Source organism: Hyphomonas sp., assembly GCF_013823385.1.
Classification (GTDB): domain Bacteria; phylum Pseudomonadota; class Alphaproteobacteria; order Caulobacterales; family Hyphomonadaceae; genus Hyphomonas.
Genome location: NZ_PNMA01000017.1, coordinates 44,110 through 60,788, shown reverse-complemented (window position 1 = coordinate 60,788; position 16,679 = coordinate 44,110). Strand labels below are relative to the sequence as shown.

Annotated in this window: 11 protein-coding genes; 8 read left to right on the top strand and 3 right to left on the bottom strand. The window is 59.8% G+C overall.

The genetic code is table 11. The features are described from left to right. The first annotated feature begins 49 nt into the window (after positions 1-49). Entirely contained in the window at positions 50-307 is a 258-nt protein-coding gene (locus C0456_RS11480; protein ID WP_291051994.1) for a hypothetical protein, read from the top strand. Positions 308-612: 305 nt separating this feature from the next. Here the strand turns inward: C0456_RS11480 and C0456_RS11475 are convergent, their stop codons facing one another. From C0456_RS11475 to C0456_RS11465, 3 genes are all read right to left on the bottom strand, one after another. Then, positions 613-1,542, bottom strand: a complete 930-nt coding sequence (locus C0456_RS11475) for a HEPN domain-containing protein (protein ID WP_291051991.1) — start codon at positions 1,540-1,542, stop codon at positions 613-615. A gap of 102 nt (positions 1,543-1,644) precedes the next feature. Continuing rightward, positions 1,645-1,968 carry a DUF736 domain-containing protein gene (locus C0456_RS11470; protein ID WP_291051988.1) on the bottom strand — a complete coding sequence of 108 codons (324 nt, stop codon included), beginning with the start codon at positions 1,966-1,968 and terminating at the stop codon, positions 1,645-1,647. Positions 1,969-2,670: 702 nt separating this feature from the next. After that, entirely contained in the window at positions 2,671-3,225 is a 555-nt protein-coding gene (locus tag C0456_RS11465) for an antirestriction protein ArdA (protein ID WP_291051986.1), read from the bottom strand. A 730-nt stretch (positions 3,226-3,955) separates the two neighbouring features. Here C0456_RS11465 and C0456_RS11460 point away from each other — a divergent pair. The 7 genes from C0456_RS11460 (at position 3,956) to C0456_RS11430 (ending at position 16,642) form a co-directional block, all read left to right on the top strand. Continuing rightward, positions 3,956-5,011, top strand: a complete 1,056-nt coding sequence (locus C0456_RS11460; RefSeq protein ID WP_291051983.1) for a hypothetical protein — start codon at positions 3,956-3,958, stop codon at positions 5,009-5,011. Further along, complete coding sequence (locus tag C0456_RS11455; RefSeq protein ID WP_291051981.1) at positions 4,968-6,479, top strand: hypothetical protein; 1,512 nt, start codon at positions 4,968-4,970, stop codon at positions 6,477-6,479. The genes C0456_RS11460 and C0456_RS11455 overlap by 44 nt, the downstream gene beginning before the upstream one ends. A 183-nt stretch (positions 6,480-6,662) precedes the next feature. After that, positions 6,663-8,201, top strand: a complete 1,539-nt coding sequence (locus C0456_RS11450; protein WP_291051978.1) for a class I SAM-dependent DNA methyltransferase — start codon at positions 6,663-6,665, stop codon at positions 8,199-8,201. Further along, positions 8,198-9,493, top strand: a complete 1,296-nt coding sequence (locus C0456_RS11445; protein WP_291051976.1) for a restriction endonuclease subunit S — start codon at positions 8,198-8,200, stop codon at positions 9,491-9,493. Before C0456_RS11450 ends, C0456_RS11445 begins: the two co-directional genes overlap by 4 nt. Before the next feature lie 477 nt (positions 9,494-9,970). Next, the gene (locus tag C0456_RS11440) at positions 9,971-11,737 is read left to right on the top strand and encodes a DUF262 domain-containing protein (protein WP_291051973.1); all 1,767 of its coding nucleotides are present in this window, start codon (positions 9,971-9,973) and stop codon (positions 11,735-11,737) included. Between the two features lie 7 nt (positions 11,738-11,744). Next, on the top strand, positions 11,745-14,972 hold the full coding sequence (locus C0456_RS11435; RefSeq protein ID WP_291051970.1) for a type I restriction endonuclease subunit R: 3,228 nt from the start codon (positions 11,745-11,747) through the stop codon (positions 14,970-14,972). A 497-nt stretch (positions 14,973-15,469) separates the two neighbouring features. Further along, on the top strand, positions 15,470-16,642 hold the full coding sequence (locus tag C0456_RS11430; protein WP_291051968.1) for an acyl-CoA dehydrogenase: 1,173 nt from the start codon (positions 15,470-15,472) through the stop codon (positions 16,640-16,642). Positions 16,643-16,679 lie beyond the last annotated feature (37 nt).

Here is a 16,679-nt window from a genome sequence, read left to right as displayed (position 1 = left end):
ATTGCGCTTGCCTACTAGGGATGAAATTGCCGTCCGCGCGATGAAGCGAATGAATCAAAACATCGCCCCAGCGCGCAGAGGCAAGGAATCTTCGAAAGACTGCATTGTTGTTGAAACCTATCTGGATGCACTAGATTCGCTGCGCGCCGCAGGAATGCAAACCACAGCAGTTTTTCTGTCTTCGAATACAAAAGACTATCAAACTGGAGGAGGGGTTCTGGAGCCTGCGCTTGTGTCAGACTTCGGACAGTCAAACATAAGCTACGCTCCTAACATGTCAGCTGCCAAGTCGTTTCTCGGCTTCTAACTTGGTAGCGTAAAAATTGCGTACTCTGGCCAAACAGGTGCGGTATTCTTACGATCGCAGCATTTTGCCGTATCCTTTCACTTGGTTCATGCACGAGTTTCTGACTTCGAGATTTAACGTGAAGTGCCGGTCGGTGCGTCCAAGTGGCTGCACTGTGCCTAATTTGACCAAGTGAAGAGCGATCCCTTCAATTTTCGTTCGCGCCAACTGCAGACAACAAAGAACTGCGATATCTTTGTACTTTCGGCGAGAACATGATGCGCTCCTGCTGGATGCTGGAGAAACGCCCACTCCCGGTGAAGAACTTAACCACTGGATAGCGCGCCATCTCTCAATTGCTCGATTTTGCATTGCGAACGTTTTCCCACAAGCTCCCGAAGGACTTCCGCCCGCTCACCGAGCCAGGCAAGCTCCTCAACTGTGATGGCGTAGTGCTCTGAATACCGCGCATCAATGTATCCGCGCTTGAGCAATTCAAACAGCCGCCGGTCATGCTTCGTCTCACGCGGCCAAGCTGTGATCAGGTTCGGGTCGATCTGCTCTGCAAGGGAGCGTAGGAATTTTATGCTGTGCGTTGATGGCGAGTAATTCGTCTCTACAAGGAGCAGGCAAGTATAGGCGCGCTCCACGGCTTGGTGAAATGTGAATGCTGCGTCACGCAGGTTGCCTACAGACACGTAGAACTTGGCGCCTGTAAGGGCCTGTTCAATCCGAGGAAACCTTACCTCAAAGTGCTTTTCTGCAGTGGTCAGCGCTTCCCCGGCCGTCTGCGGCTGTGGCGTCACGAAGGGCGTGCTGCCCTTGAGGTCATAAAGCGCGATGCCCTCTTTGATGATGTCGGTAAAGAAGTACTGGCCCTGGCGGAGGGCATCGTTCACCTCGTCCATCGTGTGCACGATGAAATTGACCGGGGTCCTGATGCTGGTTTCCCGCATGATCCGGTCTTCGGCCCGGTACCAGTAGGTCGCGAAATCAACGACGCTCTGTTGGTTGACGACGATCAGCAGGTCATAGTCGCTGAGGTATCCCTTCGCGGTATGGGGCTCGTCCACCCAGGTCCCGCGTGCATACGACCCGAAGAGGATGATCTTGAGGATGCGGCCTTGCTTCTTCGTCGGGGAAGAAGCGCCCGCCATGGCGTCAGCAAATTCCTCGAACAGGATTTCCGTCACGCGGGCGAGTTCGCGCTGCTTGCCATGGGGGAGGTGGTCGAGGTCGGTTCGCATCATCGTCATCTTAAGGAGCGCCGCACGGCGTGCAAAGCGCCAATCCTCCCTTCAGTTGAGCCTGCCGTAAGCCGGGAAGGGCCAGCCGCGCGGGGCGCGGCTGGCCGGTTTTCACTCCCCTGGGTTCCAGAGGAGGGCGTAGCGGCCCTTCTTGCCTTTGACCGGGGCGAGGTTGGCGTAGATCCGGCGCGGCCCGATCTGGGGGTCTGCGAGGGTCAGGGAGATGTACTCCTTACCGCTGGATTTCGCCTTCATGATCCAGCCGCCGCCGATCTCGGTTTCGGTATCGCCTGCGAAGATGCGGTAGTCGGGCTGGGCCGGAGCGGTCTTGTCCGCGTTCTTCCGGATGATGAGGGGGGCTGAGAGGCTCATCATGGCGAGGGTGCCTTCAAAGCCGGTCTTGGTTTCGGTGACGTATCCGAGTGCGTTTGCCATGGGGATCTCCTTTGCGTTTCCTGGCTCTTGTCTTCCGGGAACCCTTTGTTCCCGTCGACGCCGGACCGGGAGGACGGCCTTCGGCGGGCCTGAACCCGGCAGGGGCGCAGCAAAGCGGAGCACCGCCCCGCAGAGGAAATTTGGGCCGCGAGGAATGCGCCGTGAGGCGCAGGGGAAATTTCCTCGAAAGTGGCGGTTTCAGGCACGGCGGAGGTCGTCCAGGTCAAACGGCAAGAGACGGAGACAAGGGGGCGGGCGGACCTTGCCAGAGGAAGAAAAGCAGGTGCCCGGAAAACCACTCCCATGACCTCATCGAAACTATCGGCCCTGATGGTTCGCAACGAGGCTGAGCCCAAATGGTCTTCACACCGAAGAGCCGCCAGACCTTTCCCGGTTCGCTGTCTGTCGTTCTCATGCTTCGGCGACGAACCGGGTTCGCCGGTCTGGGGACATTGAAGGCCCGTGCTGGCGGGTGTGATCATTCTTCCCCATCGCTGTCTCCGCAGTGGGCAGCAGTCCGGCCGATCTGCTGATGCGCCGCCGAAGGCCAAGAGGGCGTGTCCAATGACTGAGCACCAAGGCACGCAGACTGAAGCAGAAGGGCTGCGCGAATGTCCGTGGACGGCCCAGATTGACGGCAAGGGCGCTGCCCCTGTCTGAGGCGCCTTGGCGTGCCCGCGCGAGACGCGAGGGCACATACCTTCACCGGCACCAGAACACATGCACTTCATCAAAGCCGACCTGGATGACGAGGATTTCGCCATTCAGCGCCATGTCACGGGCGAGGGCCTGCCAGTCGATGTAGTATTCCAGAGAAGCCGGAATCTCCGTCCCGGTTTCCCGGATCATCTCTTCGGCGAACGCGCCTGCCGTCTGATACTGCCCGGCATAGTTCTCGAACGCGGCGCGGGCTTCGGTGAGACCGTTGCCAAAATGGCTGTAAAGCTTCGCCGCCAGCCTGCCGCGCTCTTCAATAAAGCTGGCCAGTTCGCAGACCGTCTCGAAGGACGCGTGTTCAGAGAGGCATATGCCCTCGAACCCTTCATAGTCATGGATTGCCCATTCTTCGGCGCGAGGCACCGGGCTTTCACTCAGCATGGCGCCCACTTCCGCTTTCACTTCATCGGGAGTGGTAACAGCAATCCACCTTCCATGCAGGATGCCGGAGTTATAGGCGGCAAGGCAGGCCACATAAATACGCGGCCGGGCAGGGGCGTCAGCCGCTACGGCGGGGGTTGGTTCAACAGGGTCAGTCATAATCCGTGCTCCTCTCTGTCCCGGGTGCCTTCCCGCATAAGGCGGGAGGGGGCGGAGAAAGGCGCGCTGGCGGGGCGTAAAAGGCGGGCGGGCACGGGGTCAGGTCGGAGGACAGCAACAATCCAGACGCTTATAATCCCGCCCCCCGTGCGCGTCCGCCGCGCCCCGGCATAAGCGACGTCCGGCCCCTCCCGCCGTGTGCAGAGGCTTTGATGCTTTTGAGATGCCGGCGCCACGATTTGACCTGTCTCGCGTGGAGCTGAAACAACCAGGCGCCGCCTTCAGACATTTATGAGCGAACGCATCGCACAGGTGACCCCCTTGCCCCGCCAATGGGAAGCGCCTGTGCGCCGCCCTGCCGGGGAGACCCCGCAGCGCCGCGATGGCCCGCAGGGCAGCGTGGGGACCGGAGCCGAGCCGGGCCGATGGGCAACCGCCCATCGAACAGCCCCCGGAACGGGGCAGGGCGGGAAAAAGATATCGCGCGATGAGCAAGTTGGAGTTAGTCGCATATGAACCAGTTTCTTAGGGAAGCCTCAGATCATCTGACGATCAGTGTCATCGTTTAGCCAGGAGCTTTTTGTTCTATATTTGTTCCAAAATTGATGTTAGAAAGCGTTTCACAGATTTTTCGTTCCGGGGACCATTCGCGTGCGGGTGTAAGTTTCGGCGCGGTTGTTGCCTAAAGCCACGATTTAGTACAGAAAACGCCTACAATCTAAGGGGGAAGATGGTGGGATTTCTGAGTGACGACGAATTAAGTTCTTTGAAGATTGTGAACATGGCGCTGCACGGCGTGAGTGGCGCCGAATTCGTGCCTCAGCCAGCTCGCTCGGTGGAACATGAAGATTTCTTTCTCGCCCGGATACGCGAAAGTGACGCTGCAGCTGTCTTTGGCTTCGATCCGGCCTCGAGCACAAAGAGAACTATCGAAAGTATAGCCACTGGGGCTCTCTCGTTCGAGACGGGCGCCCAGACTCTCGCGCGGGAGTTCAACCGCTTTCACGATGGTACTAGCCGGGAGGGCGCTTTTTTCATTTTTGAGCTTAGCGCTGGACTGCCGAACATTAAGTTCTTTAGTCTGATTAAGTATGACTATGAGGAAGTAGTCGAACAGACGGACGGTAATGTCGATGCTATGCTGCGGCTCATAGTCCAGGCCTTCGTTGCTGGGAAGCGTTCGATACAGAAGGCTGCCCTAGTAAGGGTCGTAGACGGTAAAGCGGAGTCTGGCCTTTGTGCGACTGACAGAATCAAGCCCGGACCAGACATCGGCGACTATTTCGCCAAATACTTGGAGGTGAATCGCACACGGAGCGACGAGGACTTGAGTCGGGCAGTTGTAAAGGTGCTTCGCGAGGTGCTTACTGAGCACGCAGACGATTTGCCAGAGAAGGATGTCGCCGCTGCGTTCAGGCGAGCTCAGGCCCATCTACATGACCGCATAATGGTAACGGAAGATTCGGTCCGGGACGCTGTGCTTGCGGCAGCCGGCAATCCGGAGGACGAGAAGACCATCGGACGGATTGATCGGACTATCGGCCGCAGGGTGAAGAGCGCCAAGCTTGAGGGACTTGCATTCGCTCCCGATAGAAAGATTATTAAGAAGCCCGCGATGCTGCGGCTGCGCACTACGGAAGGCGTAGTTGTTGTGTATCCGGACGATGCTACTGCCATGGTCAATCGTGAGAAGACCGAGGCCGGCGGTGAGACAATCACAATTCGTACAAAGAAGGTCACAGATGAGCGCATCGTTTCTGAGAACGCTCGCATTAAAACTAGATGAATTGGTGACGGCCGGTGCGGTGGTCAGTGAGTTGCCTGATGTGCTGAAGGTTTCGGAGCTTTCAGCAGCGTCTGCGCAAGTCCTCGCAGGGATGATAGCCGACCTATCTTGGCAGGCCAGCATATTCGATAGAGCGGAAAATGAGACTGAGTTGGGCGATCTCGACGACAGTTTTGGGCCTTTTCGCATCACAGCCGTCAAGCCAACGCGGTTGGACGTGGCAGCGTTGGTGGTATCGGATGCGGGATTTGGCGAAATACTTCTCAGCGATATGGAAGGCGTAGAGATTGCAGTCGTCGGGCTGGATTATGCCTTCGCTGTTGAAGGCATGCGGTTCATTCCGGAGGAAGAGGTTTCGAGCGGTATCAGCGTCGGGCAATCTTTCCGAAACCCGCAAACACTGGTCCGCGAGTACGGAACAAACCGGATAGTCCCAAGTGTGATCGGCAAATGGCTTCTCGTGGAGCCGTCGACTTGGCACGAAAAAGACGGCAGGTATCGGCTCTGGGTCGGCTATGCCGTTCGGGCACTTCTGCCCGCTCTGGCCACGGAGATCGATCATGTCTCTGGATCATACGTTTTCAGAGGCCCTCCGCGCCTTGCGCTCGCAAAGTTGGAAGCTGGCGGAGACATCTTTGGCACAATTGGCCGTGTGGGCTTCGAGAACCTGCAGGCCGCGGTCAGGTGGGTTTACGAGTTCGACCGAGAAGCAGAGAATCGCCACACGCTTTTCGCGACAGAGTTTGCGCGCACCGGAAGCGCGGGTGCCGACACACTAGAATGCCTGCGTGACAATCTGGGCCACGCTCTTGAGGGCGCCAAGATTGCTCACGCCATGTCCGTCGCAAAAGTGAGCGCCGATAACCTGAAGGCCCTCGCGGATCTCCGGAAGGCAGTTACGGAAGAAACGGCGAAGATCACCGATGCCGTGCGCCAAGTGGTTGGCGCGCTGGCCTCTGCGCTGGCCATCGGCATCGGTCTTATAGCGGCCAGGATCGTGGCGAACGCACCCGGTCTCTTGGTGCTTGCGGTGATGTTTGTTGTGACAGGCTATATCTTCGTAGTGATTTACTCAGGACACAGGTTTGCCGCTTTGCAGCGAGGATTGAGGGACGTGTGGCGGAACCAGATTTACAGATTCCTGTCGCCTGATGAATACCAGAAGCTGGTCATTCAACCGAGCTTGGATGCCGAGAAAACCCTTAAGCGGGTTTCGTGGGTTGGCGGAATTTCGGTAGCCTTGGCCTTTCTCGTCACGGCGTGGGTGGCTCTGGTGCCGATCAAGGCGATTCCAAACAACAACGCAGGAGCAACCTCACCGTCCGTTGTAGAAGATGACGAACCAAAAAAGGTTTCCGAACAGCAAGAGGCAGAACCCGCACCTCCGGCGTCGTTTCAGCCGACCCAGGGCGAGGGTCGGCAGGAACCTCAATCAGAGAAGCCCGTAGATGGAGCGTCTGAGCCGTGATCTCGCAAAGATTGGCAGCTTATATTGGCTGGCCGTTTCTTTCACGTTCTAGCGATGATTGGATTGACTGATGCTGCCCGTCATTCTTCGTCTGCTAGAATTGAATGCCCCCGGTTATTGCGGTTGACGCCTCACCTACCTGATGAAACGTAGCATTCAGAATTCGAACGGGAAAAACACCGCATGGCATCACCGGACACCGGCTCAGACCTTGGCATTGAAGCCAGCCTCTTCAAGGCGGCAGACAAGCTGCGCGGCAATATGGAGCCGTCAGACTACAAGCACGTCGCCCTGGGCCTGATCTTCCTGAAGCACATCTCCGATGGCTTCGAGCAGAAGCGCCAGCAGCTCCTGGAGGAATACCCGGACGGCGCGGAGGATCCCGATGAATACCTCGCCGAGAACGTCTTCTGGGTGCCGCCGGAGGCCCGCTGGGCTCACCTCCAGGCAAACGCCAAACAGGCCTCCATCGGCCGCCTGATCGATGAGGCCATGATGGCCATCGAGAAGGTCAACCCCACCCTCAAGGGCGTGCTCCCAAAGGATTATGGCCGCCCCGCGCTCAGCGCCGTGATGCTGGGAGAGCTGATCGACCTCATCTCCGGCATTGCCCTGGGGGAGGGGAAGGACAAGGCGCGCGATCTCCTCGGCCGCGTCTATGAATACTTCCTGGGCCAGTTTGCGGGCAGCGAAGGCAAGCGCGGCGGCGAGTTCTACACGCCCCGCTCCGTGGTTCGCACCATGGTGGAGATGCTGGAGCCCTATAAGGGCCGCGTGTACGATCCCTGCTGCGGCTCGGGCGGCATGTTCGTGCAGTCTGAGAAGTTCGTGGAGGCCCATGGCGGGCGTCTGGGCGACATCGCCATCTATGGCCAGGAGAGCAACTACACCACCTGGCGCCTCTGCAAGATGAACCTTGCCGTGCGCGGCATTGATGCAGACATCCGCTGGAACTCAGAGGGCAGCTTTCACAAGAACGAGCTGTCAGACCTGCGCGCAGATTTCATCCTCGCCAACCCGCCTTTCAACATCTCCGATTGGGGCGGAGACCGGCTGAAGGAAGACGCCCGCTGGAAGTTCGGTATCCCGCCTGCGGGCAATGCCAACTTTGCCTGGCTCCAGCATATCCTGCATCACCTCTCGCCCACGGGCACGGCCGGTGTGGTTCTCGCCAATGGCTCCATGTCGTCCACCCAGTCAGGCGAGGGCGAGATGCGCAAGGCGATGATCGAGGGCGAGGTGATCGATTGCATGATCGCCCTTCCGGGCCAGCTCTTCTATTCCACCCAGATCCCCGCCTGCCTCTGGTTCCTCGCCAAGGACAAATCCAATGGCATCGCGCGGGATCGCAAGCTGCGCGACCGGCGCGGTGAAATCCTCTTCATCGATGCCCGCAAGCTCGGCCACATGGTGGACCGTACACGGCGGGAGTTCTCGGGAGCAGACATCGCCCGCATCGCGGACACCTACCATGCCTGGCGCCTGGGTGAGGGGTATACGGACGTTCCGGGCTTCTGCAAATCCGCCAGCCTCAAAGAGGTGCGAGAGAATGGCCACGTGCTGACGCCCGGCCGCTACGTAGGCGCGGAGGTGGCGGAGGAGGACGATACGCCTTTTGCGGAGCGGTTCGCGGCGCTGCAGGAGACGCTGGAGGCGCAGTTTGCGGAGGCGGAAGAGTTGACGGCGACGATCCGGGCGCGGCTGGCGGGGGTTAGATTGTGACGGCGAGCCTTAGACTCGGAGATCACTGTCTGAAGATCGGCAGCGGCGCGACTCCACGCGGCGGCAAAGAAGCATATCTTGCCGAAGGTCCGTTCTCCCTCATCCGCAGTCAGAACGTCTTGAATGATCGTTTTTCCTTTAGCGGGCTCGCGTTCATCTCGCAAGATCAAGCTGACCAACTATCGAACGTAGAGGTTCAGCCCGGCGATGTTCTCTTGAACATCACAGGCGATAGCGTCGCCCGGGTGTGCCAGGTCGATCCGATAGTTTTGCCTGCCCGGGTGAACCAGCATGTCGCAATCATTCGGCCGAATCCTGAAGTAATTGACCCACGGTTTCTGCGATACTTCCTGGTCTCCCCGGAGATGCAGGCTCACATGCTTGGGCTGGCGGCATCTGGCGCAACCCGGAATGCACTGACCAAAGGAATGATCGAGAAGTTCGAGATTCCGGCGGTTCCTCTCCCCGAACAACGCGCTATCGCCAACACCCTAGGCGCGCTCGATGACAAGATCGAGCTGAACCGGAAGATGAACGAGACGTTGGAGGCGATGGCGCGGGCCTTGTTCCGGGACTGGTTCGTCGACTTCGGCCCCACCCGCGCCAAGATGGAAGGCCGCCCCGCCTACCTCTCCGAAGACCTCTGGTCCCTATTCCCCGACCGCCTCGACGACGAGGGAAAGCCGGAGGGGTGGGCAGCGGGAACTCTCAATGACCTCGCCTCACTGAACCCCGAAAGCTGGACCGCGCGAAATGCTCCGGCGCGAGTCTCATACGTCGATTTGGCGAACACCAAATGGGGGAGCATCGACAAAGTGGAGAATTACGCTTGGGCCGATGCGCCGAGCCGGGCGCGCCGCATCCTCCGAGCTGGTGATACCATCGTTGGTACGGTTCGTCCCGGGAATGGCTCGTTCTGCTATGTGGCCGAAGATGGGCTAACTGGGAGCACAGGTTTCGCTGTCTTGCGCCCAAAGAACGCAAGAGACAGGGTGTTTGTTTGGTGCGCCTCAACCAGTGTCGAGAACATCAACCGACTTAATCACCTGGCAGATGGCGGCGCCTATCCTGCTGTCAGGCCGGACGCCGTGGCTGCGACTGAAATCGTTATTCCGTCCGAGGTCGTGTTGGCGGCCTTTCGTGATGCGCTTTCCGCGAACGTCGAACTGATAGGCACGAATAACGCCGAATCCCGCACCCTGGCTCAAACCCGCGACCTACTATTGCCGCGCCTGATTTCGGGGGAATTGAAGATGGAAGTAGCGCGAACTGCCGAGGGTGTGTCGCTTTGAGGAAAAATCAGCGTACCCCCACACTCGGTACAGGTTTGTCTGCTTTCATTTACTCAAGCATTATACTGCGCTGGGAGAAAGAGCTATCTGTAGGGGAGGTAGAATGGCCCAAACCGCCCAGCGCAGAGTGGGTGGATTATATGAAGAAGGCGAATATCGACTTCAGGGCTTATGCCTCCAACAAAGAGCTGCACGAAAACCTCCGTAAGGGACTTAGTCCGTCGACCGGAAGTTTCGCTTACATAAGTGTTGGAAGTGAAGCCCAAGCCGCAGCGTTGTTCCGGCATTTACGAAATGCATTTGCACATGGCCGGTTCACCTTCGACGGAACGACATTTGATTTGGATGACATCTCGCGGTCGAACATTTCGATGAAAGCAAGGTTGCATGAGCGGGAGCTGAAACATTTGATCGGTTTGCTCTCCCCGAGTCCCAGTCGAAATGTAAGCAGCTCTAATAAATAGCGGGAACAACCTCATGAGCGAACTCAAGACATGCTTCAAGCGGGTGGATTATGACCTCGGTGGCCTGCTGCACTACATCGACGTCGGAGACATTGGCCTGCCCGACATCCAGCGCCCCTTCGTCTGGTCGAATGCCAAGGTGCGCGATCTGTTCGATTCCATGTATCGCGGCTTTCCAGTCGGCTATCTGCTATTCTGGGAGAATGGCAGCGCCACCGGCTCGCGTCAGATCGGCACCGACGCCAAGGCGCGCGCCGTGGCCAACCGGCTTATCGTTGACGGGCAGCAGAGGCTTACCTCACTGTATGCGGTCTTCCGGGGGCGGAGTGTCATCGATGAGGACTACAAGGCGCGCGGCATCGAAATCGCCTTCCGGCCTCGCGATGGAAAGTTTGAAGTTGCGGACGCTGCGATCCGCCGGGATCCAGAATGGATCGCTGACATTTCCACAATGTGGGCGTCTGGCAAGTCCAGCCGGAAACTGGTGAACGACTTTATCGAGCAGGCGTCCGCCAAGCAGGCGCTGACGGAAGAAGAGGAAGAGCTGATCTCGCACAATCTGGATCGGCTGTTCGATCTCCAGAAGTACCCGTTCACCGCGCTGGAGATCGCCTCGGATGTCGATGAAGAACAGGTTGCTGACATCTTCGTCCGGATCAACAGCGAGGGCGTAAAACTCAACCAGGCCGACTTCATCCTGACGCTGCTTTCAGTCTTCTGGGAGGAGGGGCGCGCGGATCTGGAAGCCTTCTGCCGTGCTTCACGGATAGCCCCAGTGCAGGGCAGCGCTGCGTCCCCCTTCAATCACTTCATCCAGCCGGATCCTGACCAGCTCCTCCGGGTGGCTGTAGCCATTGCCTTTGGCCGGGGACGGCTCAAGAGCGTCTATCAAGTGCTGCGCGGAAAGGACCCTGAGACAGGGGCCTTCCTCGCTGAGCGTAGGGAGGAGCAATTCGCCCGGCTGAAGGAAGCTCAGGCGCATGTGCTACACCTGACCAACTGGCATCAGTTTCTGAGCGCTCTGATTGGTGCCGGCTTCCGGAGCGCCGAGATGATCTCGTCTCAGAACGCGCTGCTCTTTAGCTATGCCTTCTACCTCCTCGGCCGCGTGCGTTACCGGGTGCCAGAACATCTTCTGCAGAAGGCGATTGGGCGTTGGTTCTTCGCGGTATCGCTCACCGGCCGCTACACTAGCTCACCGGAAACGGTAATGGACAGCGACCTTGCCCGGTTCCGTACTGTGGAGAGCGGAGAAGAGTTTCTCCAGATCCTTGATGACATCATCGCTGGGCAGCTCACGAGCGACTTCTGGTCCATTTCGCTGCCTATGAACCTCGATAGCTCCTCGGCCCGCAATCCAGAACTTTTTGCTTATGTGGCTGCACAGAATAAACTCGGCGCCCCGGTGCTGTTCTCTCATAAGACAGTTGCTGACCTGATCGATCCGGCAATCCAGACCCGCCGAAAGGCGCTTGAGCGCCACCATCTCTTCCCGCGCGCCTGGCTGGAGCGGCAGGGTCTGACAGACCTTCGGCAGATCAATCAAATGGCCAACTTTGCCCTGCTTGAATGGCCCGACAACCTGGAGATCAGTGATAATCCGCCCGCTGCTTATGTGCCAGAGGTACGGGCCCGCTTCAATGAAGGCGACTGGCGACGAATGTGTGAGCTTCACGCGCTGCCGCCGGATTGGGAACAAATGAGCTATGATGCTTTCCTTGGCGAACGCCGGAGGCTGATGGCGGATATTATCCGTCGAGGCTTCGAGAAACTGATATGAGGCGTTGATGGCTACCCTGACCGAAGCCGAAGTCGAAGTCATCCTCCTCGATCAGTTCGGGGGCCTTGGCTATCAATGCCTCGTCGACACGGTATCCGGCCCCGATGGTCCCAACCCGGAACGGGACGCCTATGGAGACACCGTCCTCATCCGCCGTCTGAGGGAGGCGATCGCGCGGCTGAACCCTCAGATCCCTGAGGAGACCCGCGAGGAAGCCCTGCGGAAGATCCTCTCGGTGGAGCGGCCATCGCTCACGGAGGAGAACCGGCGCCTACACAGGATGATGCTGGAAGGCGTGCCCGTGGAATACCGCGCCGAGGATGGCACCATTCGGGGCGACGCTGTGCGCCTTGTGGATGCGGACGACCGGCAGAATGACTGGCTCGCCATCTCGCAGTTCACGGTCATCGAGAACCGCAACAAGCGCCGCCCGGATGTCGTGGTGTTTCTCAATGGCCTTCCCGTCGCCGTCATCGAGGTAAAAAAGCCGGGGGCAGAGAACGCGACGCTCGGCGCGGCCTACAACCAGCTGCAGACCTACAAGCGGGAAATCCCTTCGCTCTTCCGCGCCAATGCGCTCCTGGTGACCACAGACGGCATGCAGGCGCGCGTCGGCTCCCTCACAGCAGACCTGGAACGCTTCATGCCCTGGCGCACCACGGACGGCGCGAAGATCGCTCCCAAGGGCGCGCCGGAGATGTCGGTGTTGATCGAGGGCGTGTTTGAGCGCCGCCGTCTTCTGTCCCTGCTGAGAGACTTTACCGTCTTCGGAGAGACGCCGGGAGGCACCGCCAAGATCCTCGCAGGCTATCACCAGTTTCACGCCGTGAAGCGGGCTGTGGCCTCCACGCTGCGGGCCCTGGCAGATACAGGCGCGGTAAGTCCCTCTGCGGCAGGGCGCCGGGGCGTCTCGGAGGATCCCGCCGATCACGGACTACCAGGCGCTGCCAGCCACCCTAAGGGAGACCGTCGCATCGGCGTCATCTGGCACACCCAGGGCTCCGGCAAGAGCCTCCTGATGGCCTTCTATGCGGGCCAGCTGGTGCGTGAACCGGCGATGGAAAACCCCACCATTGTCGTCATCACCGATCGCAACGATCTCGACGACCAGCTGTTCGCGACCTTCTCCATGTGCCGCGACCTGATCCGCCAGACACCTATTCAGGCAGAGAGCCGGGAAGACCTCCAGAAGGCTTTGGCGCGGGCCTCGGGCGGCGTGATCTTCACCACCATCCAGAAGTTCGCCCCGGAGAAGGGTGAGGCCTATCCGATGCTGACAGACCGCCGCAACGTGGTCGTCATGGCAGATGAGGCGCACCGCAGCCAGTACGGCTTCAAGGCGCGCATCGAGAAGACCGGCGAGGTGGCCTACGGGTTTGCCAAGCACCTGCGCGACGCGCTCCCGAACGCCTCCTTCATCGGCTTCACTGGCACCCCCATCGAGAAGGATGATGTGAACACCCCGGCTGTGTTCGGGGACTATATCGACGTCTACGACATCAGCCGCGCGGTGGAGGATGGCGCCACCGTCCCGATCTACTATGAGAGCCGCCTGGCGCGCATTGAGCTGCCTGATGAGGAAAAGCCCAAGGTAGACGCTGAGATCGAGGAGCTGACCGAAGAAGAGGCGGAAAGCGAGCAGGAGCGCCTGAAGCGCAAATGGTCGACCGTCGAGGCGCTCGTGGGCTCCGAGAAGCGCCTGCGGATGGTTGCGGAAGATCTCGTGGCCCACTTTGAAGCCCGCGTGCAATCGATGGACGGCAAGGCGATGGCTGTCTGCATGAGCCGCCGCATCTGCGTTGATCTCTACAAGGAGATTGTCCGCCTGCGTCCGGAGTGGCACTCGGACGATGACGCCGAAGGCGTGGTCAAGGTCGTCATGACGGGCTCGGCGTCTGACCCGGAAGACTGGCAGCCCCATATTGGCGGGAAGGGCAGGCGGGATCTCCTGGCGAGGCGGGCGAAGGATCCCAGGGATCCCCTCAAGCTCGTCCTGGTGCGCGACATGTGGCTCACCGGCTTCGACGCGCCCTCGATGCACACCATGTATATCGACAAGCCGATGCGCGGGCACGGGCTGATGCAGGCGATCGCGCGCGTCAACCGGGTGTTCCGCGACAAGCCCGCAGGCCTCATCGTGGACTACATCGGCATTGCCCAGAACCTCAAATCGGCCCTCGGCCAATACTCGGCCACGGACCAGGAGCAGACCGGCATTGATGAAGGCGAGGCCATAGCGGCCCTGCTGGAGCGTCTCGATGTCGTCCGCGCCATGTTCCATGGATTTGACTACACGACCGGGCTTGAAGGCACGCCGCAGCAACGCCTCGTGGCGCTGGCGGAGGCGCTGGACTGGATCCTGTCGAAGCAGGAAGAAGCGGCCCGCCGTGAGACCGACCAGGAAGCCCGCAAGGCGGCTCACAGGCGCTTCCAGGATGCCGTGCTCGCCCTCACCAAGGCCTTCGCCCTCAGCTCTGCCAGTGATGAGGCCCGCGAGGTCCGGGATGAGGTGGGCTTCTTCCAGACGGTGCGCGCCGCGATGGTCAAGACGGCTGACACAGGCGGCCGGACAGCAGCTGATCGCGAGTTGGCCATCCGCCAGATCGTCAACAATGCGGTAGCCTCCACCGAGATCGTGGACATCCTCTCGGCTGCCGGGCTCTCCTCGCCGGACATCTCCATTCTCTCTGACGAGTTCCTCGCCGAGATCAGCCAGATGGAGAAGAAGAACCTCGCCCTGGTGGCCCTCAGGAAGCTCCTCAATGACGAGATCCGCTCCCGCAGCCGGAGCAATGTGGTGGAGACCAGGAAGTTCTCAGAGCGCCTCGAAGAAGCCATCGCGCGCTACCACACCAACGCCATCAGCACGGTGGAGGTCATCCAGGGCCTTATTGAGCTGGCAAGGGAAATCCGCGAGGCGAGGCGGCGGGGGGAGGAGACCGGCCTCTCCCAGGACGAGATCGCTTTCTATGACGCCCTCGCGGAAAACCAGAGCGCGGTGGAAGTCCTCGGCAATGACCAGCTCAAGGTGATCGCCCACCAGATCCTCACAAGCCTCAAGGCCAATGTCACCATCGATTGGGCACACAGGGACTCCGCCCGTGCCCGACTGCGCGTCCTCGTGAAACGAATCCTCCGCCAGTACGGCTATCCGCCCGATCTGGAAGAGGCCGCCGTGCAGGGTGTCTTGGCTCAGGCTGAAGCGCTTCTTTCGGACATATCAGCTAACCAGTGACGGCCCGGTAGAACTGAGATAGACTGACGTTTTCCACAGGAATTCTGACAAAATCGGGACTCATACCGAATAACGATAAAATGTTGTTGGCATTTTTGATGGCCCAGACTCAAGGGTCGGATTTTTCCATTACAGAACAGGAACTTGCGGCAACTTCGAGTCCGGCCAGGTCCGAGCGTTTCAGACGGTCCGAGATGGTTTGAAGCGGTATATAATATCCCAAAAACAATACGTTAGCGCATAGAATCGAGACCGTGATTGCAGCGGCCGGCGAAAATCTGAATGTGCTGACCGGATGGTGAAGAATATGACGGGGTGAGCCTTTCCCGGCACCCCGGCGCGCGATGCGCTGAAAAGCGCGATGCCTTCGAAAGAGCGGATCAGCGACCTCCAGGATGCGTCATGACGTGGCGGCAAGCGGCACTCCGCCGGGGTGCAAGGGCCGCGCAGGGGTGCCATAGGTCTGCCCGGAATTCACCGGCAGAAGGAGCGGCACCATGTCTTACCCCGATCAGGCCCTCGCCATCGAGATTGGCGAACGCGTCGAGAAGTTCGTGCGCGAAGTGGTGGCCACATATGAGCGCGACCCGCGTCTGGAAGAACATGGCCCCTCACCGGAGCTGGTGGTGGAGCTGCGGGAAAAGGCCCGGGCCGCCGGCGTGATGACGCCGCACATCCTGCCCGATCAAAGCCATCTCTCGCAGCGGGGCACCGCGCATGTGCTGAAGAAGACGGGGCTGTCTCCGCTTGGGCCCGTGGCCTGCAATACTGGCGCGCCGGACGAAGGCAACATGTTCCTGCTGGGCAAGGTGGCGACCGATGCGCAGCGGGCGCGCTTTCTGGAACCGCTGGTCTCAGGTGAGGCGCGCTCGGCTTTTTTCATGACAGAGCCTGCGGGTGAAGACGGGGCAGGGTCTGACCCATCGATGATGAAGACGACCGCCGTGAAGGACGGGGACCATTGGGTGATCAATGGCCGCAAGACCTTCATCACCGGGGCGGACGGGGCCTCGGTCGGCATCGTGATGGCGAAGGCAGAAGAGGGCGCGTGCATGTTCCTTGTGGACCTGCCGAACCCGGCGATCCGCATCGAGCGCCTGCTCGATACCATCGACAGCTCCATGCCGGGCGGCCACGCGCAGGTGATGATCGAGAATTTGCGTGTTCCGCAGGCGGACATGCTGGGCAACCCCGGCGAGGGGTTTCGCTATGCGCAGATCCGCCTCGCGCCGGCGCGGCTTTCCCATTGCATGCGCTGGCACGGTGTGGCGACGCGGGCGCAGGAGATTGCCACGGATTATGCCTGCACACGGAAGGCTTTCGGAAAGTTGCTGATCGATCATGAGGGCGTTGGCTTCATGCTGGCGGAAAACCAGATCGAGCTGAAGCAGGCCGAGCTGATGATCGACTGGTGCGCAGATGCGCTCGACGCGGGCGAGAATGGCAATGTCGAAAGCTCTATGGCGAAGGTGGCCGTTTCCGAGGCGCTGTTCCGGGTGGCTGACCGGTGCGTGCAGGTGATGGGCGGGCTGGGTGTTTCGCGCGACACGATTGTTGAACAGCTGTTCCGCGAAGTGCGCGCCTTCCGGATCTATGATGGTCCGACCGAGGTACACAAATGGTCGCTCGCCAAGAAGATCAAGTCAGCCCAACTCAAGGCCGGGCATTAAGGGCGTCCTGATCCGGGAACGGATCAGGATGTTTGCG

Excerpts from the sequence above, each read along its gene's own strand:
- C0456_RS11480 (WP_291051994.1), top strand. The coding sequence starts at position 50 with ATGAATCAAAACATCGCCCCAGCGCGCAGAGGCAAGGAATCTTCGAAA.
- C0456_RS11475 (WP_291051991.1), bottom strand. The coding sequence starts at position 1,542 with ATGACGATGATGCGAACCGACCTCGACCACCTCCCCCATGGCAAGCAG.
- C0456_RS11470 (WP_291051988.1), bottom strand. The coding sequence starts at position 1,968 with ATGGCAAACGCACTCGGATACGTCACCGAAACCAAGACCGGCTTTGAA.
- C0456_RS11465 (WP_291051986.1), bottom strand. The coding sequence starts at position 3,225 with ATGACTGACCCTGTTGAACCAACCCCCGCCGTAGCGGCTGACGCCCCT.
- C0456_RS11460 (WP_291051983.1), top strand. The coding sequence starts at position 3,956 with ATGGTGGGATTTCTGAGTGACGACGAATTAAGTTCTTTGAAGATTGTG.
- C0456_RS11455 (WP_291051981.1), top strand. The coding sequence starts at position 4,968 with ATGAGCGCATCGTTTCTGAGAACGCTCGCATTAAAACTAGATGAATTG.
- C0456_RS11450 (WP_291051978.1), top strand. The coding sequence starts at position 6,663 with ATGGCATCACCGGACACCGGCTCAGACCTTGGCATTGAAGCCAGCCTC.
- C0456_RS11440 (WP_291051973.1), top strand. The coding sequence starts at position 9,971 with ATGAGCGAACTCAAGACATGCTTCAAGCGGGTGGATTATGACCTCGGT.
- C0456_RS11435 (WP_291051970.1), top strand. The coding sequence starts at position 11,745 with ATGGCTACCCTGACCGAAGCCGAAGTCGAAGTCATCCTCCTCGATCAG.
- C0456_RS11430 (WP_291051968.1), top strand. The coding sequence starts at position 15,470 with ATGTCTTACCCCGATCAGGCCCTCGCCATCGAGATTGGCGAACGCGTC.